General features: G+C 57.7%; 18 protein-coding genes. 10 read left to right on the top strand and 8 right to left on the bottom strand.

Annotated features, from left to right (window positions below):
* Positions 1 to 16: 16 nt before the first annotated feature.
* The 5 genes from JK208_RS09780 to JK208_RS09760 are packed head-to-tail and all read right to left on the bottom strand — an operon-like array spanning position 17 to position 7,031.
* Positions 17 to 1,285 (bottom strand): acyl-CoA dehydrogenase family protein, encoded by a 1,269-nt coding sequence (locus tag JK208_RS09780; protein WP_211575901.1) that lies wholly within the window; start codon positions 1,283 to 1,285, stop codon positions 17 to 19.
* 28 nt (positions 1,286 to 1,313) lie between these two features.
* A complete protein-coding gene (locus JK208_RS09775; RefSeq protein ID WP_211575899.1) occupies positions 1,314 to 2,594 on the bottom strand; it encodes an MFS transporter in 1,281 nt (426 codons plus the stop codon).
* 5 nt (positions 2,595 to 2,599) lie between these two features.
* The gene (locus JK208_RS09770) at positions 2,600 to 3,619 is read right to left on the bottom strand and encodes an ABC transporter substrate-binding protein (RefSeq protein WP_211575898.1); all 1,020 of its coding nucleotides are present in this window, start codon (positions 3,617 to 3,619) and stop codon (positions 2,600 to 2,602) included.
* On the bottom strand, positions 3,616 to 4,692 hold the full coding sequence (locus JK208_RS09765; RefSeq protein WP_211575897.1) for an amidohydrolase family protein: 1,077 nt from the start codon (positions 4,690 to 4,692) through the stop codon (positions 3,616 to 3,618). Before JK208_RS09765 ends, JK208_RS09770 begins: the two co-directional genes overlap by 4 nt.
* A gap of 14 nt (positions 4,693 to 4,706) precedes the next feature.
* A complete protein-coding gene (locus tag JK208_RS09760) occupies positions 4,707 to 7,031 on the bottom strand; it encodes a TonB-dependent receptor (RefSeq protein WP_211575893.1) in 2,325 nt (774 codons plus the stop codon).
* A gap of 230 nt (positions 7,032 to 7,261) precedes the next feature.
* On the opposite strand from JK208_RS09760, the gene JK208_RS09755 reads away from it, so the two are divergent.
* Complete coding sequence (locus JK208_RS09755; RefSeq protein ID WP_211575891.1) at positions 7,262 to 8,743, top strand: PLP-dependent aminotransferase family protein; 1,482 nt, start codon at positions 7,262 to 7,264, stop codon at positions 8,741 to 8,743.
* Positions 8,744 to 8,765: 22 nt separating this feature from the next.
* On the opposite strand, the gene JK208_RS09750 is transcribed toward JK208_RS09755, so the two are convergent.
* Both JK208_RS09750 and JK208_RS09745 read right to left on the bottom strand, forming a co-directional pair.
* On the bottom strand, positions 8,766 to 9,413 hold the full coding sequence (locus JK208_RS09750; RefSeq protein ID WP_211575889.1) for an acetyltransferase: 648 nt from the start codon (positions 9,411 to 9,413) through the stop codon (positions 8,766 to 8,768).
* A gap of 24 nt (positions 9,414 to 9,437) precedes the next feature.
* Complete coding sequence (locus tag JK208_RS09745) at positions 9,438 to 12,134, bottom strand: TonB-dependent siderophore receptor (protein WP_249202076.1); 2,697 nt, start codon at positions 12,132 to 12,134, stop codon at positions 9,438 to 9,440.
* A gap of 283 nt (positions 12,135 to 12,417) precedes the next feature.
* On the opposite strand from JK208_RS09745, the gene phnG reads away from it, so the two are divergent.
* Genes phnG through phnN form a run of 9 tightly spaced genes read left to right on the top strand, consistent with a single transcriptional unit; the run spans position 12,418 to position 19,226 of the window.
* The gene (gene phnG / locus JK208_RS09740; protein ID WP_228125518.1) at positions 12,418 to 12,876 is read left to right on the top strand and encodes a phosphonate C-P lyase system protein PhnG; all 459 of its coding nucleotides are present in this window, start codon (positions 12,418 to 12,420) and stop codon (positions 12,874 to 12,876) included.
* A complete protein-coding gene (gene phnH, locus JK208_RS09735; protein WP_211575887.1) occupies positions 12,873 to 13,445 on the top strand; it encodes a phosphonate C-P lyase system protein PhnH in 573 nt (190 codons plus the stop codon). Before phnG ends, phnH begins: the two co-directional genes overlap by 4 nt.
* A 2-nt stretch (positions 13,446 to 13,447) precedes the next feature.
* Positions 13,448 to 14,554: a carbon-phosphorus lyase complex subunit PhnI gene (locus JK208_RS09730; RefSeq protein WP_211575886.1), complete on the top strand. Its 1,107-nt coding sequence runs from the start codon at positions 13,448 to 13,450 to the stop codon at positions 14,552 to 14,554.
* Complete coding sequence (locus tag JK208_RS09725) at positions 14,541 to 15,383, top strand: alpha-D-ribose 1-methylphosphonate 5-phosphate C-P-lyase PhnJ (RefSeq protein ID WP_194262560.1); 843 nt, start codon at positions 14,541 to 14,543, stop codon at positions 15,381 to 15,383. The genes JK208_RS09730 and JK208_RS09725 overlap by 14 nt, the downstream gene beginning before the upstream one ends.
* On the top strand, positions 15,380 to 16,147 hold the full coding sequence (gene phnK, locus JK208_RS09720; protein WP_211575885.1) for a phosphonate C-P lyase system protein PhnK: 768 nt from the start codon (positions 15,380 to 15,382) through the stop codon (positions 16,145 to 16,147). Before JK208_RS09725 ends, phnK begins: the two co-directional genes overlap by 4 nt.
* Positions 16,144 to 16,872, top strand: coding sequence for a phosphonate C-P lyase system protein PhnL (gene phnL / locus JK208_RS09715; protein ID WP_249202075.1), 729 nt, complete (start codon positions 16,144 to 16,146; stop codon positions 16,870 to 16,872). The genes phnK and phnL overlap by 4 nt, the downstream gene beginning before the upstream one ends.
* A complete protein-coding gene (locus JK208_RS09710; RefSeq protein WP_211575884.1) occupies positions 16,869 to 18,011 on the top strand; it encodes an alpha-D-ribose 1-methylphosphonate 5-triphosphate diphosphatase in 1,143 nt (380 codons plus the stop codon). Before phnL ends, JK208_RS09710 begins: the two co-directional genes overlap by 4 nt.
* Positions 18,001 to 18,687: a DUF1045 domain-containing protein gene (locus tag JK208_RS09705; protein ID WP_211575881.1), complete on the top strand. Its 687-nt coding sequence runs from the start codon at positions 18,001 to 18,003 to the stop codon at positions 18,685 to 18,687. The genes JK208_RS09710 and JK208_RS09705 overlap by 11 nt, the downstream gene beginning before the upstream one ends.
* Positions 18,684 to 19,226, top strand: a complete 543-nt coding sequence (phnN, locus tag JK208_RS09700; protein WP_211575879.1) for a phosphonate metabolism protein/1,5-bisphosphokinase (PRPP-forming) PhnN — start codon at positions 18,684 to 18,686, stop codon at positions 19,224 to 19,226. Before JK208_RS09705 ends, phnN begins: the two co-directional genes overlap by 4 nt.
* Here the strand turns inward: phnN and phnF are convergent.
* Positions 19,192 to 19,974, bottom strand: coding sequence for a phosphonate metabolism transcriptional regulator PhnF (phnF, locus tag JK208_RS09695; RefSeq protein WP_211575877.1), 783 nt, complete (start codon positions 19,972 to 19,974; stop codon positions 19,192 to 19,194). The two genes, phnN and phnF, sit on opposite strands and share 35 nt — an antisense overlap.

Genomic DNA, 19,974 nt, shown 5'->3' with positions numbered 1-19,974 from the left:
CATCCTGCCGTCCAGATCAATGCGTCCTGGGCCTAAAATGCGTTGGGAAAACCAGCGATGTTCCATGCAATGTGTGCTGCCCGATAACGCGACGGGCCAGAACTTCCGGATCATGCGACGACAGAGTGCGAACATCGCGCCAGTACTGATCGAAATCGGCTGCCCATGCCGTTCCCCGACCTCCTGCGAGTTCAAAAATACGCGGCGTAATCTCAAGAGCGGTCCGGGATGCAAAAGTCCGGAGCGAGAGTGTCTCAAGGGCGATTTTGCTACGTTCATCGTCCGTCAGTTCGCGGCGACGCTCCCAACCGGCCTGAACTGTCTGGATGGTGGTGTCGAAATAAGCGCGAGCAGCCTGGGCTTCCACCCAATACTGACCGAATTCTGCCTGTATGAACGGATCGTCTGCGGATACCGTGGCACCGGCAAACGTGCCCTGACGTCGGCCGCTCAAAGTATACTTCCGCACGCGCTCCAGTGCTCCCAGCGTTCGTCCGATAAAAACAGCCGAATAAAAGATGGCTCCAAAACTTGCCCAAAGCGGCAGAGGCCCAGTCTGACCCGGACCATGGGACCAATGGAGAACTTCTTCAGGTAGAATTCTGACATTATCGAATTCAATCGTTCCGGAATCAGCCCCGCGCAAACCAATAGGATTCCAGTCATCGTGAAACGTCAGACCCTTACGATTGGTCGGAATGACTGAATAGATATAGCGGTCGCGATCAGGATGAATGGCAAGAACAGTCGTGATTTCTGCCAGCGGGGCACCTGTATTCCATTTCTTTATGCCGCTGATTGTGAAGCCGCCTTCAGGATGATGTTGCGCCACGAAGTCCTTGTTCACATACTGCGTCACATTCCCCCAAAGCCAGCGTGACTGCGTTGAGCGTTTTACGAAATCAGCATTTTTATCCGTATAGTCGGCAAGTAACGGCACGAGTGAATTATAGAAGTGAAATCCAAGAAGCGCTGCTGTGGAGCCGTCAACTTTGGCAATTTCCAACACGCTCTGAGCCGCGTCCTGCAATGTCCCGCCGCCGCCGCCGAGCGCTTTTGGATAGAGCAGACTTACCAACCCGCTCTCACGCAGGCGGCGGATCTGGTCGACAGGTCGCTGCCCGTCATGATCCCGGTCAATGGCACCCGCCTGAAACTCCGAAGCAAGTTCACGGGCGCGTGCAACCCAGTCCTCAGGATAGGTTTCGACTGTTTTGGGACGTGTCGCAGCAACAAGGGCATTCCGCGCCGCGGCAACCGGAAACAGAGTATTGATGGTGTTCATGGTGTCCAAGCCTTGATGATATGAAGGATCAGGATGCGCGGGTACGGAAGATGTGAAGGGTCAGGCCAATCCAGAAGATTGCTGCAAGAGCATAGAAAGCCGGACCGACCAGAATGGCGTTGGCCAGCCCGAAACGGTCCGACAGCAATCCGAGGAGCCATGGAGCGATCAATCCGGAAATTCCGCCGGCGACCATTGCGCCGAACGACCCCGAAATCGTACGAAGCGATACCGGCACGGTCTCGATCAGCAATGTCGTCAGACTGCCAGCCGTTGCCCCGAACGTCGTAATCGCAAGCAGGCAGAAGACTTCGCACAACGGCAAACTGGCGGTCGTGAAGGCAACGAGGAACAGGGACGCAGCCATCAACGCACTGACGGCAAGGGAAGCGGCAATTCCCCAGACCCGATCAGCCAGAAAACGTCCGGTCAGCCATCCCCCGAGAGGCCCTGCTGGCAAAGTGGCGATGAGAACCAGAAATGCAAAACGCGTGGCCTGAAGGTTATCCAGCCCATGCGCCCGGTGCAGAAAGGCCGGCAGCCACATCTGTGCCGTCATCATACCCGAGAAAAACAGGCATAACGCCGCCAGATGCGTCACATATGGACCAATTTTCAGGACGGAAAGCTGATGCTTCCACCCCGCTGGGACTTTTCCGGTCACGATATGCCCATCGGCATCGCCGGGTGCTGGCTCAGACACCAGCAGGAGTAGAAAGGCCAGAGCAAGCCCCGGAAGCCCCGTCAGCAAAAAGGCCTCATGCCAGTTTGCGTGGGCTGCGATCCAGCCTCCAACCCCGAAGGCCAGAGCGGACCCCAGTTTGTTTCGCAGCATGAACAGGGAGAAGACAAAGTTCCGCTCACGCCGATCGTAGAGATCTGCCAGCCATCCGGGGGCAATTCCCTGATAGGCAGCGATGCCGAAATTTGTCAGCGTCCGCCACAATACCAGTGTTGCCAGGCCGGACGCCAGGGCACTCCCCGCAGAGGCAAGGCTCCAAAGAATAATTGATCCAACCAGAACGCTCTTTCGGCTGAACCGTGATGCCAGTGCAGCAAATAACGGCGCACCGACGACGCCCGCAACCGTCGAGACGGACGCAACGCTTCCAAAAGCCGCATCTGACAGATGAAGATCCGCTTTGATCGGGGTCAGAAGCCCGGCAAGGATCATGCCATCCATGGCGCAGGTTGTTCCCGTCGCCAGCAGGAGGGCAAGCGCCCATCCGCGCGATGCGCGGACAGAACGGCCAGTTGTCGACATGGCGGCTCCAGTCTCGGCGGAGAGGATCAATGATGCGTCGGACATGGCGGTTAGACCTTCACGGTCCGGGCCTGCCGCTGACGATGAAGCGCCGTGGCATCGACAAGAATGGAACGGTCAATCCAACTTTCCAGATCGAAATCATGTTCGATCAGACGGTGTCGCAGGAGGAATTCCTTCTGGGCCGCCAGAGACGCGACGTAGTCATCGTTCAGCTCAAGACGGACACCTTGAGGAATATTTTCATAGACTGCCGCCAGACCTTCAGGGGCCTGCCCCAGATCACCGGCCAAGGTCCGGATAGCTTCCAACGGAGCCTGCGCGGCCCGTTCCGACGCTTCAATCAGACGCTCAACAATCCGGACCACAAGATCACGGCGTTCCTCAAGAAGCGGCTGACTGACAACCAGACCTCGCAGGACGGACGGATGCACACGCGAGACCCTGTCTGGCGCAAGGCGTGTGTCATAAACCACGTTAAGCTGCGGATAAAAGCCGCCGTCAGGGGGGATAGAGGCCGCGACTGCATCTACTTCTCCGCTCTCAAGTGCTTCCAATCCCTTGTGAAAGAGCGAGAGCAGAAAGCTGCCCTTTACAGCACCGGGATGAAAACGCGGGAGGTAAACAGGCTCCACATCATTAAGAGATAACCCGACTGATTGCAGGGCCGTCTGATAGATTTTGAGCTGTTGGGCGACCATCAGATCGAACGGGCTGTCCGGATTATGGAAGACCGCAACGCGACGTCCTTTCAGGGACGCAGGGCTGGCGATCCCCTTGCTATGAAGAGACAGGACAGGATAACGGCCTTCTAGGAAAGCAAGGCCCACGACCTTGCAGGCAACCCCCAGACTACGCTTCCACAACGCTGGTGCATGACCGGCATTGCGCAGCCACAGGCGGTCTGCGGCCTCATATTTCAGTTTGGGTGAAAACCCGACAGACGTGAATTCGAAATCCACATCGGGCTCATCGCGAAACTCTTCCTGCAAAAGCCCCTGTGCCTGCGCAAGCGCCGTGATGGTCGGAACGGAGGGGCAACGGGTATAGTGAATAACAGGGTGCGTCATGGTGCAGTATCCTTGAAAGCCGTCAGATGTGTGGGAAGACCGCCATGACGGGAGAGAAGCGAGAGGGCATTGGAAGAGAGCACGGCGCGCTGACTGTCCGGATCGGTGGATGTAGCGGCACGGACACGCTCAAGGGTGGGTCTGACGTCTGGCAGGGGCGCGTAATCGGAGCCAAAGACGACCCGTTCCGAACCCAGAACACGGATCGCCGCAGCCACCGCAGCACTTCCACTCCCCGCCGCACCGGTGTCCAACCAGATCTGACGGAAGTGATGGCGTAATGAGCCGACCTGAATGCGGGGAGACACTTCCGCCTGTTCTGCGGCCAATGCCCCCAGCCCGCTACCTCCAAGCATCGCAATCTGAAGCGTGACATCAGGAAACGGATCCAGAAAATCCGTGAACGCCAGTGTTGCTATGGCCGAAGCAAAGTGAAAGCCGTTGTCGATGACCCAGCGGATCGCTTCGTTATCCTCATAGAGGATATTGGGCGGCTGCCCTGCGATGACGGGATTGGCGAACCCTGTATGCAAATAGATGTGGCTGCGATGAGCCTGAGCCACCTCGAACAACGGCCTAAACTGCTCAGCGGACGCTCGGGAAAAGAACCCATTCACCGGCAACACGCCGCCAATCAGACCAAGTTTCTCATGCGCTCTCGCCAGTTCACGGGCAGACCATGCAAGATCGCTCGTGCTCAGTGCGGCGACTGCGCTGAAACGATCGGGATGCTGACGAACCAGAGACGATGTCTCGTCATTCCATGCAGTCCAGAGATTGAGCGTTTCCGAGGCTGGTAAGGCAGCATCAACGCCAAGAGTGGTCGGCCAGGACAGAAGTTGGTGCGCTATGCCTGCCTCATCCAGATGGGCAAGGCGCGTTTTGACATCCGTCCATTGTGGGCCAAGGGGAAATGCGCCGCCTTTCCCCGCTCCAGCCCCGGTACGCCAGATGGCAAGATGATCCCCCTGCTGTCCGATGCGTGGCGCTTCCTTACGCTTGCCCAGAATATCGAGGGTCGAAGGGGCAAACCAATGGGCATGAAGATCAATGACCGGAAAAGACTGAACCATGAAGATTCCCCTTCTCAAAAGAAATCTACGCGCGCGGACAGTAGGAACATCCGCGGAGCGCTGTATTGATATGTGAAAGTCTGGCTTGTTGCGGAGTACGGAAGAACCTGAACGACGTACCGGTTACCGGTAATGTTCGAGACAATCCCACTCAGCTCCCAACGACTGTTTCCGGGCCGAAAGGACGCATGCACATCTCCGAGCCAGACGGCCGATTGCTGCAAAGCAGAGGCTTTTTCATTCGAAACGAGGTAAAAATAGTGCCCCGTGTAGTTCCAGCGTGTTCCGACCGAGCCATCACCAATGCGGGTATGGTAGCTGTAATCGACGGAGATATTGGCCGTCTGGTGCGGAGCACGGGCAAATTCATTGCCTGTCAGATCCGTTGCGCCTGTCGGAGCCGTAAAGTTCGTAAACTTCGTGCGCAGGATACCGACATTTCCGGATACGGTCAGATCGTTCAGAGGACGGGCCTGAAACGCAAACTCTCCACCGTAGGAAATACCCGATGCTGCATTCGTCAATGAGATGATGGTCGATTTCGTTGCAGCGTCAGTAGCCGTCCAAGAAACCTGGATGTTGTCATACTTGGAATAAAAACCATCTGCGCTCAGGGTCAGGCGTTTGTTAAACCAGCTTCCCTTATAGCCGCCTTCATAGGACGACAGGGTTTCCGGATTGACGGGCGCGGCTTTCTGGAGCGGCGCTCCCCCGCGATTGACCGGATTGGGGGTAATCTGCGTGTTGAACAGCCCGGAGCGATAACCATCGGCAATCCGGACATAAAGCATCTGGTTTTTCCCAAGCAGAACCTGCGGCTCGACTTCGTAGCTGACATTCGACCAGCTCCGCCCACCATGGTAGCTGTCAATCCCGGCAAGCGGGGAGACGACGCTTCCCGCATTCCACCAGTTTGCAGGGTTAGACGAGAACGAAACTGGTGACAGCCCCTGTCTGCTCTCCAGATCCAGATGAAGATAATCATGCGTCCAGCGGACACCGCCTGCGATCTGGAACCATTTATTGACGTGGATCGTCGTGTTGCCAAAAATCGCAACGCTATCGGTTGTCTGTGTGTAGTTTGTTCCTGAATACCCCGGTTGACCAATAATCGCCGGTGTCGTCACCGCCCCCGGTGGAAGCGTTACGCTTGCATTCGCATCATTCAGATTTTCATGAAAGTAATAAGCCCCGGCAATCCAGGAAATACGTTTGTGTGCATCGGATGCCAGCCGGAATTCCTGACTGACCTGTGTCGGGTGCAGTTTGTCATAGGACCGGCTGAACTCCTGAGGTGTGTAATCCCCGTCCCCCGAAAGGCGACGCTGGGCATTTTCGAACGCCGTTATCGACGTCAGTGCGAGCCCTGCCCCCGGACGCCATGTGGTGTGCAGTGAGGCCCCCTCTGAAACAAGCGCCTGCCGGCCGTTGACATTGGTGTTCGTCAGGTCACGGCTGCCGGTTTTCAGAGGGGAATAAACCGAAGTCCCGGGCGCGCTGTAATATGGAACATTCGTGCCTTGCATGTCCCGCACATGCAGGTTGAGCAGGAACTCCAGCCTCTCGCTTGGACGCCAGAGCGTTTGGAAACGGGTTGCGAAATCGCCAAAATTTCCAACGCGCTTGTCAGTCTGCTGGTTATGAGCCCAGCCATCGGAGTTTTCGTATCGTACAGACAGACGCGTTGCGAGTTCGTGCTTGATAATCGGCGTGTTCAGAACCAGTTCGCCACGCTTTTGTCCATAATTCCCGAAATCGACCTGTGCATGCCCGTCATTGCGGAATGTCGGGCGCAGAGAGGTAAACTGAATTGCACCTGCCGTAGCGTTTTTCCCCCAGAGCGTGCCCTGCGGCCCGTTCAGAACGGCCACCTGCGCCTGATCGAACAGTGGAAATCCCTGAAAAGCGAGGCTGTTCAGGTAAACATCATCAGCATAAAGCGCGACGGCGCCCACCGCATTATTGGCGACATTCCCGTTACCAACGCCTCGTATGTAGTACCGGGGGCGCAAACGACCATCGAAATTATACCCCAGTGCATTCGGGGCAAAAGCAGCGACGTCCGCTGCGCTGTCCAGATGCTGGCGCGCAATCGTTTCTGCACTGATCGCCGTAATGGTCGCAGGGACTTTCTGAATATCCTGCGAACGACGGTTTGCTGTAACGATAATTGTCTCCAGCCCCGCCGGCCGCCTTACCGAAGCAACCTGCTTCCTGGCGTGTGTGTGTCCGACAGCTTTGTCCTTGTGAGGTAAATCACTGGCATGGCCCGATGCCGTGGACACGCCTATGGCAACAGTTACGAAGGCCAGCGTCTGCCCGCAAAGTGCCGATGCCATGCTCCATTTGCCCCGGCACGCGCAGCTCTGCGCACCTGAAAACAGGGAGGACACGGTACGAACTGTAGCGTAACGGACGAGACCAACCACAACGTGAGCTTTCTTGCTATGCGACAAAACGAAGTGATAGGGTGAAATCAATATATCACGATAGGTACAGATCATATTGTTTTTATGGGTACAGATATAACTTAATTATATAGTTATATCTGAGTTCTGGAGAAAATCCCATGGTGATGTTCTTGCCATTTCTGGACCGCCAATCGGACGAAAGCCTTCAGAAACAGATCGTCCGACAGATGGTGAGCGCCATCACAAATGGCACATTACGGCCAGGGGAAGCTCTTGCAGGAATACGGGAATGCGCCACGAACTGGGGGGTCTCACGCAACACCGTCATGCACGCGCTGGAGCATCTGGAAGCTGAAGGCTATGTGGAAAAGCGCCCTTCACAGGGGACTTATGTCCATCGCACACCACCGCGGGATGCAGACGCAGTCACGAACATGATTGGTGTTACCGAGGTGGGCGAGGCAGCCCATCTTAAAGTCGAGCCTCTGCACAATCGCGCCTTCGCAAGTCAAAACAACAAAAATAATGCGTTGATTGATTCCCCCACGACAATCAGCCTCGGGTTCGGAAATGATCAGCCCGTCTACCGATCGCTCGAATGGAAACGGACTCTGCAAAAACTGTTCCATTATGAGAACTGGAAACGTGGTGGCCAGTATCAGTCCAATGCCGGCCTACCGTTTCTTCGCGCAACCCTTGCCCGATGGCTGACGGCCCGCCACGGCGTCTCGGTAGATGAGAGACAGGTCATTATCGTTGCCGGTCTTCAGCAGGCTCACTCTCTGGTCGCTCAGGCCCTGCTTGCCCCTGGCATGAACGTGGCCCTGGAAGACCCATGCTATATCGGGAAGAGGCTTCTGTATGAGAAACTTGGCCTTCATATCCTGAACCTTCCGGTGGACGAAAAAGGTGCCAAACTTTCTGGCGTGACGTTTGATGATGTGCAGCTCATCTGCGTCAATCCGGGTTGTCAGGTGCCGACGAATGCATCTTTGTCTCTCCCCCGCAGACGCAAACTGGTGACGCTGGCCGCTCAGACCCAGACGCCAATTTTTGAAGAATCAATGTTCGATCTGCTGATGCTGGAGGGAAAATCCACCCCTTCCCTTCTGTCCCTTTCTGGCGGGCAGAATGTCATACATGCCGGCCTCTTCGCCCCGGCGCTGGGGGGCGGCATGATGCTCGGATACATGGTTGTTCCATGGCCCCTCTTACCTGCCATACTCGACGCCAAACTGATTTTGGATAACGGATTGCCGTGGCTTGAGCAGGAAGCTCTGGCACGGTTTATTGATTCCGGCGATCTGGATGATTTTCTCAAACGCCGACGGATGTCCCTGATGAGGCGTCAGGAGCATCTTGTCAGCGCCATGACGCATCAATGGGGTAATTTTTCCATTTTTAACGCCAGTCAGGCACCAAGAATGAGCTGGTTTCTTCCTGGCCCCGTTTCCGACAGCGCGACATACATAAATAATGCCCGGAAATTAAATCTCCATATTCCTGGAGATTATCCTTTCCACTCCAATTCCCCCACAAGCATCCCCAATCTTGATCGGCTCATTTCTCATGGGTATGGCGAACTGGCGGAGAATGATATCGATAAGGCTGTGCAGCGCATGACACAGTCCAATATTTGATCTGGGTAAAGCCGCTCCCGTTTTAGCTCACCTCAGAAGATCTTCCCCATTTTCTGCAGAACTCCTCGATATTTTCCTCCTGAAAACAGCCCAGACGTTCCATAATCAGGGGTAAAGGCCAGTCCCACCAGGCAATGTCTTCAAGCCTCTTTGCAATATCACGAGTGAACCGTTCCCGAATAACCCGGGCCGGCACGCCCCCTGCAATAGTGTAAGGCGGCACATCCCGACTGACGATGGCCCCCGCCGCCAGAATGGCGCCGTCCCCCACAGTCACTCCGGACAGCACCACCACTCCGTGCCCGATCCAAACATCATTTCCGATCTGGACCCGTCTTGCGCGACGGTTCTGAAAGAACGCATGATCCCGTTGCGCATCGTCTGAGTAATATTCAGGACAATACGTAAAACGGTGCATGGACGGCCTGTTGATCGGATGATTGGGCGCCCCGATCCGGACATGCGCCGCAATCGCACAGAATTTCCCAATCGTTGCATCCGCAACCATCGTCCGCTCGCCGATATAGGAAAAATCGCCCAGCTCGCAATATTCCAGAACACAGTCTTCCAGCACTTCGCACTGCGTCCCGATCTGCGCCTCCCGCAGGCGCACACTGGGATGAACGACGGTCCGCGCAATTTTCGGCCCGGCAGATTTTTCCTGAGACATCGTCACATATTCCACAGGTTGTTTTCAGAAATTTGCGTCAATTCGCCCGAAGTAATAGCCGCCATTGATCGGCACCTGCACGGAATCCTGATCGTACTGGCTTCCTTCCGCCACCTTGAGCTGCTGCGAAACTTCACGCGGACGCACGTTGAAAATATTGTTCGCCCCCACCGCGACATGCAGGTTTTTATTGATCCGGTAGCCGATCTGAAGATCGGTCAGCCAGCGCGGCGTATTCTTGAACTGGGAAAAGCAGCTGCTGGAATACCGCAGGGCCCCACCCGATGGACAGGTTGCCGATGCCGGCGTCCAGTCCTGATATTCAAGCATTTCCGTAGTCTCGCCGTAGCGTGTCTGACGCACATTGATATCCCAGTTTCCAACCTTCCACAGCGCGCTCAGAATGATCTTGCTCCGCGGATAAGCGGTCGTGAGATAGCCAATTGTCTGGGCATTCAGCAGCGGCTTTCCAAGCAGGGACGTTCCGTTGTGATGAAGGCGCGTCCGGTTCAGGTTCAGCGCCATACCCAGATTCAGCGTGCCGTAATCGGGACGGAAGCGGAATGTATAGTCAGCCTTGATATCAAGACCCTGCGTCCGCGTGCTGGCGCCATTGGACAGGTAATAGGCGTTGAAGTCGGAAACCTTGGTTGCTGCCGCGGGAATGGCAAAACCGAAATTATTGATCGCTTCAAGAGCTTCTTCTCCAGAAACGGTTCCGCCCTGCACAATCCGGTCCCGAAGATTGATCTGATAAACATCCGCCTCGACATGGAAGCCGTTGACCGGTTCAAGGACAACACCGCCGCTGGCGTTGGTGGATCTCTCGGGCTTGAGTGGGGATGCTCCCAGAATCTTCGCCGCTTCGGAACTGACTGGCAGCAGGCCGCGCACACTGTCCGTATAGACATTCATCCGGCTGAAATGCTCTTCCTGAAGCGTTGGCGCCCGAAAGCCGTTACTGATCGTTCCACGCACTGCGATCCGACGTGAAAAATCATACCGGGCGGAAATCTTGCCGGTCTCGGTATCCTGTGTGTCCGTATAATATTCATATCGACCCGCCAGATCGATCTGGAGATGTTTGATCGGATGCAGGTTGACGTCCACATATCCCGCCCAGACGTCACGCGACCATTTCCCGGCACTTTGCGGCGGGATGCCGGCATGTCCTTCCGCGCCGCCCGTCTGATAGGAGTCCGGATTGCCAGAAACGAGCTGGTATTCGTCCATGCGCTGTTCGGCGCCGAAAGAGAGGCCAATGGGAAAAGCATGCCCGATCATGAACTGTCGGCGGAAATCAAGATTATTGGTCCACTGGGCATTTTTCTCGGTGTAATCCCAAAACTTGGTTGGAGAATATCCGCAGCCGTTCTGTGAATATCGGGAGGACGTCGTATCCACGGCATTACAGTTCGAAGCGAGCATCCCGAGATTGATGGAGTCTTTCTCCGAAATACGGTCAGAGTCCGCCCCCCATGTCGTGGACAGATCCCAGTCAAATCCGAGGAAATGACGCCCCTTCAGACCGAGCGTGGCGGAATAGTCGTTTTCATCAATCTGGGTGATGGGTTCAACACCATTCGGATACATGGTCGTCGCGCCCGAAGGCCAGTCCAGATCAGGATATTCATACCCTTCCAGAATTTCGGCATGGCGATGGGCGTAAATGACCTGACCGTAGAAATCGATATTTTCCGTGACAGACTTCCCGAAATCGATCCCGAGATTTTCGCGGGTTTCTTCCGGAGTATTGGTATAGTTATTAACCTTGCCTGTATTGGCCTTCGCGCCTGGAACAACACCCGCATAATAACCTGATGTATCAGCTCCAGCCGGCCAGTATCCGAGCATGCCGTGATCCTGGGAATACGCTACCATATGGTCTGTGTGATAAACCTGACCACTGATATGCATATATCCGTCATTGCCCAGCTTCAGCCCGCCATCGGCATTGAACTGGTACTGCCAGCCATCGCCGTTATAGGCATTCGCGCCTGTCTGGCCGCTCAGGTTCAGTCCATGATCCTGCTTTTTCGTTATGACGTTGACCACACCTGCAATCGCATCCGATCCGTACATGGCCGCTGCGCCATCCTCAAGGATTTCGATATGATCGATCATGTTCGATGGGATCATGTTCAGATCCACAGAAGATGAAGCGAATTCCGGTCCTGATTTCTGCACGATATTGGCTGTCGAATGACGGCGCTTGCCGTTCACCAGAACCAGAACCTCGTTCGGATCCAGACCGCGCATTTCAATGAACGACGTCAAGGCGTTTGTATTATGCCCACGCGGCGTTACTTCCAGTGACGGATAGAGCCGCGCAAGAGCATCCGAAGTATTCATGGAACCGGACTGGGCAAGTTTTGCACCTGAAACCACGACGACTGGGCTCATGCTCTGCCGAGCACGCACATTCGTCGAACGCGTTCCCGTCACAATAACTTGCTCGTCTTTCGGGATAGGCTGATTTTCGGCAATATTCGCCTGCCTCGACAAGACCATCGCAGCAGCCCGGCGCTTTTTGCCATCCTGCGCGACAGATGCTGGCTGAACCTGACGCGTCCGCCCTTCGGCAGCGACATGTCGTTTTTTGCTGACAGGCACCTGCGTCGTCGGCAGCTTCCCTGAAGACGCGGCAGAAGCTGTCTGCGCCATGAAAAACGGCGAGGTACAGGCCGACGTCGCGACGAGCAGAAACATGGCTCTACGCATCGTAATTCTCCAAAAGAAATCGCTCATAAGCGAAACGATGAATGTTCGAAGAGAATAAAGACGGATTTTTTGGTATTGTGTATGAATAAATTATGAATGAATCCATAAACTAGACAACAATAGCTTGTTGTCTATCCATTACAACAAATAGATGTTGTATAGTTATTTTGATTTCATATTTCTTTAATAAATATTTTCTTCACAATCTTCTTCTTCAATGCAGAATAAGTCCGTTCTTTTCATGTTGGTTCGCCCAACATCTTTTTGTTTGCATGAGGTCGCGATGACCGTTGATTTCTCTCCTGTCCCTGAGCGGCAATTCTGGATGGGCATTCTCGCACGTACCGAACACGACGTTCTGACGCAGCATCTCCAACAGGTTGAATCCTTGCCATCCTTTACAGTCCTGCGTCGTCCGGAAACCGGTCTGAGCATGGTGCGAGGACGCGTTGGAGCGGATGGGGAAGCCTTTAATTTCATTGAAGCGACGCTGACACGCGCCAGTGTGACCGACCAGAATGGCTATACCGGGCACAGCTATATTCTCGGCCGCAACGAAGAGCATGCCGTCGTTGCGGCACGGCTGGATGCCGCCCTTCAGAACCCGACACTGCGGGAGGGGTTGATGACGGCGGTGATCGAGCCTCTTCAGGCCCTTGAAACCGCCCGTCATGCGGCCATCGAGGCCCGTGCGGCAGAGACTGAAGTCCGCTTTTTCACCATGGCAACGGGGCGTCTATGACCGTCATGTTCCCTGGCCTCCGCGACAGCCACGAGGCCCAGCGCACTTTCCGCGCGCTGCTCAATGCCCTCGCCCATCCTGGTCGCCCGCAGACCCTTCCCCGGCCCGAAAGAATGCCGGAGGGATATCCGGCCTCCATAATCGGACTGCTGTCCCTGCTGGACGCGACCGTCACCGTTGGCTTTCCCGCCGTGCTCGCCGATCTGGAGCGCTGGCTGGTTTTTCATACCGGGACGTCTGTCGCCCCGATGGAGCGCGCCGATTTCATTTATGTCCCGCAGGGTTATGCCCGCCCTCCTCTGGCATCCCTGCGGCAGGGCGCTCTGGATGCGCCGGAAACAAGCGCCACGCTGATGCTGGAAATTCCCTCGTTTTCCGCCGGTAATGCGCTGGAACTGACCGGCCCGGGAATTCAGGCCAGCGAGATCATCAGGCCCGTTCTGGATTGCGGTCTGCTTTCCGAATGGCAGCGCCAGTCCGGCCTTTTTCCGCGCGGCGTGGACATCTTCCTTCTGTGCGGCACAGATGTGATCGGTCTGCCGCGCAGCACAGCCATCCGGGAGATCTGACCATGGCATTTGTTGCAACCAAAGGCGGCGAAGAGGCGATTGCCGCAGCCCATGCCTGGCGTGCCGATCGCCGGCATGGCGAGGGTGCAGGCTGCACGCTCAAACAGGCCACCACGAGTTTCGGGCGCGCCATTGACCGCGTGATGGCCGAAGGCGCGCTCTATGATCCGGATCTTGCGGCCCGCGCCCTGCTTCAGGCCGAAGGAGATCTGGTGGAGGCGGCGTTTCTCCTGCGCTCTTTCCGCGCCACGCGTCCCCGTCTGGTCGACAGTCTGCCTGTTGAGACGGGAAACATGCGGGTCCAGCGTCGCGTCTCGGCGATTTTCAAGGATCTCCCGGGCGGCCAGCGCCTCGGCCCGACAACGGATTATTCGCATCGCCTGTTCGAAGCTGACGACGGCGAGCAGCGGTTCGAACCAACCCTGACCGATCCACCTGCCGAAACACCGTGCAGAATACCGGGTGCCATCAGAATTCTGGGCGAAGAAGCCCTGCTTGAGGGCGTTCCCCTGCCGCATGATGCAGATCTACCGCCCGATCTCTCAACCACGCCCCTCCGTTTCCCGGCGGAACGCCGGGTTCGCCTGCAGGCGCTGGCACGCGGCGACGAAGGGTTTCTGCTCTCCCTCGCCTATTCGACACAGCGGGGATACGGAAATACGCATCCTTTCGTCGGTGAACTACGGATGGGGGAAGTGCCCGTCACAATTGCCCCGCCGGAACTGGGTTTTGAAATCGATATCGGCAGCATCGTCGTCACCGAATGCCAGATGGTCAACCAGTTCAACGGCTCCAAGGTCGCGCCACCGCAGTTCACGCGGGGCTATGGCCTGAGTATCGGACATGCGGACCGGCGCGCCATGTCCATGGCGCTTGTGGAGCGTGCCCTACGTGCGGAAGAACTCGGGGAAAGCACGGGTAATCCCGCGCAGGATCCGGAATTCGTGCTCTCCCACTGCGACAGCATCCAGGCGACGGGATTCGTGGAGCATCTCAAACTGCCCCACTACGTGGACTTCCAGAGCGAACTGGAAATCGTCCGCGCCATCCGCGCCGAAGCGACCATGCCGACACAGCACAAGCAGGAGGACGGCGATGATCTCGTATAATTTCGCCTATCTCGACGAACAGACCAAACGCAGCATCCGTCGCGCCCTGCTCAAGGCCGTCGCCGTCCCCGGCTGGCAGATCCCTTTCGGCAGCCGGGAAATGCCTCTGCCTTATGGCTGGGGAACAGGCGGAATTCAGGTCACGGCGTCTGTCATCGGTGAGACGGATCGACTGAAGGTCATCGATCAGGGTGCGGATGATACGACAAATGCAGTGGCGATCGCATCTTTCTTCAGACGGATGACGGGAGTGGACATCACGACGCGCACCGCTGATGCCACGATTATCCAGACCCGGCACCGCATTCCCGAACATCCGCTGACGGAAAACCAGATCATCGTCTATCAGGTCCCGCAGCCCGAACCCCTCTGGCGCCTCATTCCTGAGCGGCCCGTCGCCATGCGCGCCCATGCGCTCGGGGATTACGGCACGATGTACGTCAAGCTCTATGAAGATATCACCCGTTTCGGCCGCGTCGCCAGCGCCTACGAACATCCCGTCATGGTCGGAGACCGGGTGCTGATGTCCCCAAGCCCCATTCCGGCTTTTGACAACCCGAAAATGGACCGCATGCCCGCGCTTCAGCTCTTTGGCGCCGGGCGCGAGCGGCGCCTGTATGCCGTGCCGCCCTACACATCCGTACGATCGCTGGATTTCAGCGACCATCCGTTTCACCCGGGACGCGCGGACGGCACATGCACACTCTGTGGCAGCACAACCAGCTATCTGGACGAAATCATCATGGATGATCAGGGAACGCGCCGTTTCGTCTGCTCGGATACGGATTACTGCTCTGAAAGGCAGGACGCGAAAGAGGTCACGCCATGAGCATCCTTCTTCAAGCCACAGGGCTGAACAAACGTTTTCAGAGTATCGATGCCCTCGACGATGTGTCCCTCACCGTCAGCCGTCGCGAAATCCTTGCTGTTGTTGGCGAAAGCGGGTCCGGGAAATCCACGCTTTTAGCCACGCTTGCGGGGCTTCAGACCGCAGATTCCGGACGCATCACCTATTATGGTGGGGACCGGCCTCGGGATATCGGCGATATGGACGAGATGCAGCTTCGCCGCCTGCAACGCACGCAGTGGGGTTTCATTCACCAGAATGCCCGCGCGGCCCTGCGGCTGGATGTCAGCGCCGGAGGCAATATCGGTGAACGGCTCATGATGAATGGCGCCCGCAATTACGGCGATATCCGCGAGACCGCCGCCCGCTGGCTGGATGAGGTCGAAATCGGCCGCGAGCGCATCGATGAGATGCCCCTGAACTTTTCCGGCGGCATGCTCCAGCGCCTTCAGATCGCTGCCACGCTCGTCACCAGCCCCGAACTCGTTTTCATGGACGAGCCGACGACCGGACTCGATGTTTCGGTCCAGGCCCGTGTGCTCGATCTGATCCGCAACCTCGTACACAAACTCGATGTCGCGACGATCATTGTCACCCACGACCTTGGCGTGGCGCGTCTTCTGGCGGACCGTACGATCGTCATGCAGGGGGGCGCAATCGTCGAACATGGTCTGACCGATCAGGTTCTGGACGATCCGCAACATCCTTACACCCAGCTTCTCGTATCTTCGGTGCTGCCCTCATGATGCCTTCTCATTCCGGGCCGCTGGCCATCAATGCCGCCGACCTGCACAAACGTTTCGTTCTCCATCTTCAGGGCGGACTGGAACTCGACGTGCTGCGCGGAGCCAATCTGAAGGTGCAGCCCGGCGCGTGCGTTGCCCTTGTGGGGCCGTCCGGTGCCGGGAAATCCAGTCTGATGCGCGCCCTGTATGGCAATTACAGGATCGATTCCGGCTCCATCCGGATTGCCCATGACGGGGGCATGGTCGATATCGCATCCGCCTCACCGGCGGAAATCCTCGCGGTCCGGCAGCGCTCTTTAGGGTATGTCTCGCAGTTTCTGCGGGCCATTCCACGCCTCAGCGCCCTGGATGTCGTCGCCAGTTCCGCCATTGCGCGTGGCATCGACGAAAACGAGGCACGGCGTCAGGCCGGAGCAATGCTGGAACGCCTGCGCATTCCCGCCGCTCTCCATACTCTGCCGCCCATCACCTTTTCGGGCGGAGAACAGCAGCGCGTCAATCTGGCCCGCAGTTTCATCTGCGACTGGCCGACCCTCCTGCTCGATGAGCCCACGGCCTCCCTCGACCCCACAAGCCGCGATACAGTCTGTGACCTGATCGCCGAAGCCTGCAACCGCGGGTCAGCCATTGTCGCCATCGTTCACGATCCCGCACTCCGCGACCGCATCGCCGACCGTAGCGTGCGGCTCGAAAACGGCGCCACCCTTGAGGAAATCCCTGCATGACCCGACTGATCAATGCACGTCTCGTCCTTCCGCACACCATCCTCGACGGCGACCTGACGTTTGATGATACGGGCATTGTCGCCCCGGAAGCGACCACATCAGACCCTGCCGGGGATGTGCTGGACTGCGAGGGTGACTTCATCATCCCCGGCATCATCGACCTGCACACCGACAATCTCGAACGTCAGGTCCTGCCGCGCGTCAACGCGCGCTGGCCGTCGCGCTCGGCCTTCATTGCCCATGATGCCCAATGCGCCGTCGCAGGGGTTACAACCGTTTTCGACTCCCTCAGTCTGGGAGACATCAATGGCCGCGACCGGATCCAGACCTTCGAGGACGGCATTGACGATCTGGCGGAACTGTCTGCTGCCGGTGTCCTGCGGGCGGAACATCTCCTGCATCTGCGCTGCGAACTGATCGCGCCGGAAATGCAGGAACTGTTCGAGATGGTCCGGGACGACGAGCGTCTCCAGCCGATCCTGCGTCTGGTCAGCCTCATGGATCACTCTCCGGGCGTGGGCCAGTACGCCGATATCGCCCGCTGGCGGAAAGGACGACTGGGCGATGGCCTGACCGAAGTCGAGATCGATGTGTCCCTTGAGGAAATCCGCGCCAACCGGATCGAGCATCTGGAAAAGAACAGGGCCTATGTGCAGGCGTTCTGCCGCGAAAATCACGTCGCTCTGGCTTCCCATGACGATCGTCTCGAAGAGGAAGTGAACCGGAATCACGCGGATGGAATTTCCATCGCGGAATTTCCCGTTTCCATGACTGCAGCACGCTGTGCCCACGCCCTGAACATGGATGTCATTGCCGGAGCCCCCAATATCGTGCGTGGGGGGTCGCATTCCGGAAACGTAAATGCGATGGATCTGATCCGCGCGGGACTGGTGACGGCCCTCGCCTCCGACTATGTGCCATCCGCCATGCTGGAAGCCGCCTTCTGCTGTGTGAACCAGAATGCCCTTCCCCTTCCCGACGCCATCCGCCTGATCACGGACGGACCAGCCCGGATCGCAGGCCTGACTGACCGGGGACGGATTGAAGCCGGTTATCGCGCGGATCTCGTTCAGGTGCATGTCCATGACGGCCTGCCGATCGTGCGCCGCGTGTGGGTGGGAGGGCGCCGTGTCGTCTGATCCCGCCTATCGCTACGCCCTGTATTACGCGCCCGAACAGTCTGATCCGCTTTGGCGGGTGGGCTGTGAGTGGCTCGGGCGCTCTCCCGTGACGGGCGATCCGGAACCGGATCTGCTCTCACAGGCAGACGCAGACCGCGTGAAGCTGACGGCCTCGGCCAGACGCTATGGTTTTCACGCCACCATCAAGGCGCCGATCGCCCTGTCTGGCAGTGTCGAGGACTTTCTGGCGGATGTGGCGGCACTGGCGGCAACCGTGAAGCCATTCACCCTGCCGCAACTGAGAATTTCGGAAGAAGACGGCTTCACTGCGCTCCGTCCGGTCGTTCTCAATGACGCCCTGCTGTCGGCCGGAGAAACCTGCGTCCGCGTGCTGGACCGGCACCGCCGCCCCGAAAACGCCGAGCGTGCTGCAGCGCGGGCCCGTCACTGTACCGAACGGCAGAAAGCTCTTCTGGCCCGCTGGGGATATCCCTATGTCTGTGAGGAGTGGCGGTTTCACATGACCCTTGCGGATGACATTCTGCCGTCTCCTCTGCGCGCGGAAGTCGAAACACGGTTCGCCCCCGCCCTGGCGATGGATCGCAGGGTCACGTCGCTCTGCGTCTTTCAGGAACAGTCTCCAGGTGCGCCCTTCACCATGCTGGCCCGTTTTCCCCTCGTGGTGCAACCATGACAGTCGGGCGTCTGATCCTCGTTGTTGGTCCCTCAGGCGCGGGCAAGGATTCCGTGATCGGATATGCGCGCCAGCACATGGCACAACAGAACGTCGTCTTCGGACGCCGGATCGTCACCCGTCCGGCGGATGCGACCGAAACGCCGGATACGATGGATCTGGCGCAGTTTGAACAGGACGAACGTGCGGGTCTTTTCCTGACGTCCTGGCGCGCTCATGACCTGGCTTACGCCCTGCCCCTCTCCCTTGCCGAAGATGTGGCCGCAGGAAAGCAGGTCGTGGTCAATGTCTCACGGCGCGTCATCCCCGAGTTGCGGGAACGTTTTCCCTGTTTCGTGGTCGTGGTTGACGCAGACGAACAACTCCGTCGTGACCGGATTGCGTCACGAGGACGCGAAGCACCGGCCGCGCTCGAAGCCCGTCTCCGACGCCGCATCCCGACTGACTTTCATGCCGATGCCATCATCCGCAACGAAGGCTCTCTGGCCGAGGCAGGCGAAGCACTCATGTCTCTGATCGGGGCACCGGATCATGACTGACGCCCACCACGCCTGCCTGATCCCCTGTCTGGAAGTTTTCGAACGCCAGTTGCATGCGACGCCCCGGATAATGGCCGATCGAAATCTCGATCGGACGCCCGGCGGGGGTCACGTTATAGCCGACGGTTCGCAGGATGGGATCGTTCAGCTCGATCCGCAGCAGCGAAGCCTCGTGAGAATCCGGACACCGCGTACTTACCTGCGTCCTGCGCCGGACACTCTCAAGACCCAGTTTCCTCAGCGCCTCGGTAATTGAATCATGCGCCTCCAGAGCCGCCATCAGCCCTTCATGCAATCCGGCATCGAAAATATGCCGCGAGTAGGACACCGGACGGTCGGCGGAATAGCCGATCCGCTCCAGCACGATCACTTCGGGCACCCCTCCCAGCAGATCCCTGGCCAGAGCACGATCCGGCGCGTCCACCAGAGCCATACGACGCAGGGACAGTTTGCGTCGTGTGGTCGGCCGGTTGCTGTCCTTCATCAGTTCGCTGAACCGCGGACGGGCATGAATGCGGTATTCGACCGGATCGTCACACACGAAACTGCCCCGGCCCTGCTCCGTCCGGATCATGCCGATGCTGGCAAGCTCTTCCAGCGCCCTGCGGATCGTATGGCGATTGAGCTGGAAATGCCGCGCCAGATCGTTCTCGGTCGGCAGCTTTTTTCCCGGCTCGTAAATACCGTTGCGAATACCTTCGGAAAGGGAATTGGCCACGTCCCGCCACCGGGGAAGTCTTTCCGTCAT

This window comes from Gluconobacter sp. Dm-74, from assembly GCF_018256135.1.
Lineage (GTDB): Bacteria > Pseudomonadota > Alphaproteobacteria > Acetobacterales > Acetobacteraceae > Gluconobacter > Gluconobacter cadivus.
Note: the sequence above shows the minus strand (reverse complement) of the source record. Positions and strands in the feature narration are given on the sequence as shown.

Coding starts and splice junctions, on each gene's coding strand:
- JK208_RS09750 (WP_211575889.1), bottom strand. CDS start 9,413: ATGTCTCAGGAAAAATCTGCCGGGCCGAAAATTGCGCGGACCGTCGTT.
- phnN (WP_211575879.1), top strand. CDS start 18,684: ATGACAGTCGGGCGTCTGATCCTCGTTGTTGGTCCCTCAGGCGCGGGC.
- phnF (WP_211575877.1), bottom strand. CDS start 19,974: ATGACGGAAAGACTTCCCCGGTGGCGGGACGTGGCCAATTCCCTTTCC.
- JK208_RS09745 (WP_249202076.1), bottom strand. CDS start 12,134: ATGCGTAGAGCCATGTTTCTGCTCGTCGCGACGTCGGCCTGTACCTCG.
- JK208_RS09755 (WP_211575891.1), top strand. CDS start 7,262: ATGGTGATGTTCTTGCCATTTCTGGACCGCCAATCGGACGAAAGCCTT.
- JK208_RS09710 (WP_211575884.1), top strand. CDS start 16,869: ATGACCCGACTGATCAATGCACGTCTCGTCCTTCCGCACACCATCCTC.
- phnK (WP_211575885.1), top strand. CDS start 15,380: ATGAGCATCCTTCTTCAAGCCACAGGGCTGAACAAACGTTTTCAGAGT.
- JK208_RS09760 (WP_211575893.1), bottom strand. CDS start 7,031: ATGGCATCGGCACTTTGCGGGCAGACGCTGGCCTTCGTAACTGTTGCC.
- phnL (WP_249202075.1), top strand. CDS start 16,144: ATGATGCCTTCTCATTCCGGGCCGCTGGCCATCAATGCCGCCGACCTG.
- JK208_RS09770 (WP_211575898.1), bottom strand. CDS start 3,619: ATGACGCACCCTGTTATTCACTATACCCGTTGCCCCTCCGTTCCGACC.
- JK208_RS09780 (WP_211575901.1), bottom strand. CDS start 1,285: ATGAACACCATCAATACTCTGTTTCCGGTTGCCGCGGCGCGGAATGCC.
- JK208_RS09725 (WP_194262560.1), top strand. CDS start 14,541: ATGATCTCGTATAATTTCGCCTATCTCGACGAACAGACCAAACGCAGC.
- JK208_RS09730 (WP_211575886.1), top strand. CDS start 13,448: ATGGCATTTGTTGCAACCAAAGGCGGCGAAGAGGCGATTGCCGCAGCC.
- phnH (WP_211575887.1), top strand. CDS start 12,873: ATGACCGTCATGTTCCCTGGCCTCCGCGACAGCCACGAGGCCCAGCGC.
- phnG (WP_228125518.1), top strand. CDS start 12,418: ATGACCGTTGATTTCTCTCCTGTCCCTGAGCGGCAATTCTGGATGGGC.
- JK208_RS09765 (WP_211575897.1), bottom strand. CDS start 4,692: ATGGTTCAGTCTTTTCCGGTCATTGATCTTCATGCCCATTGGTTTGCC.
- JK208_RS09775 (WP_211575899.1), bottom strand. CDS start 2,594: ATGTCCGACGCATCATTGATCCTCTCCGCCGAGACTGGAGCCGCCATG.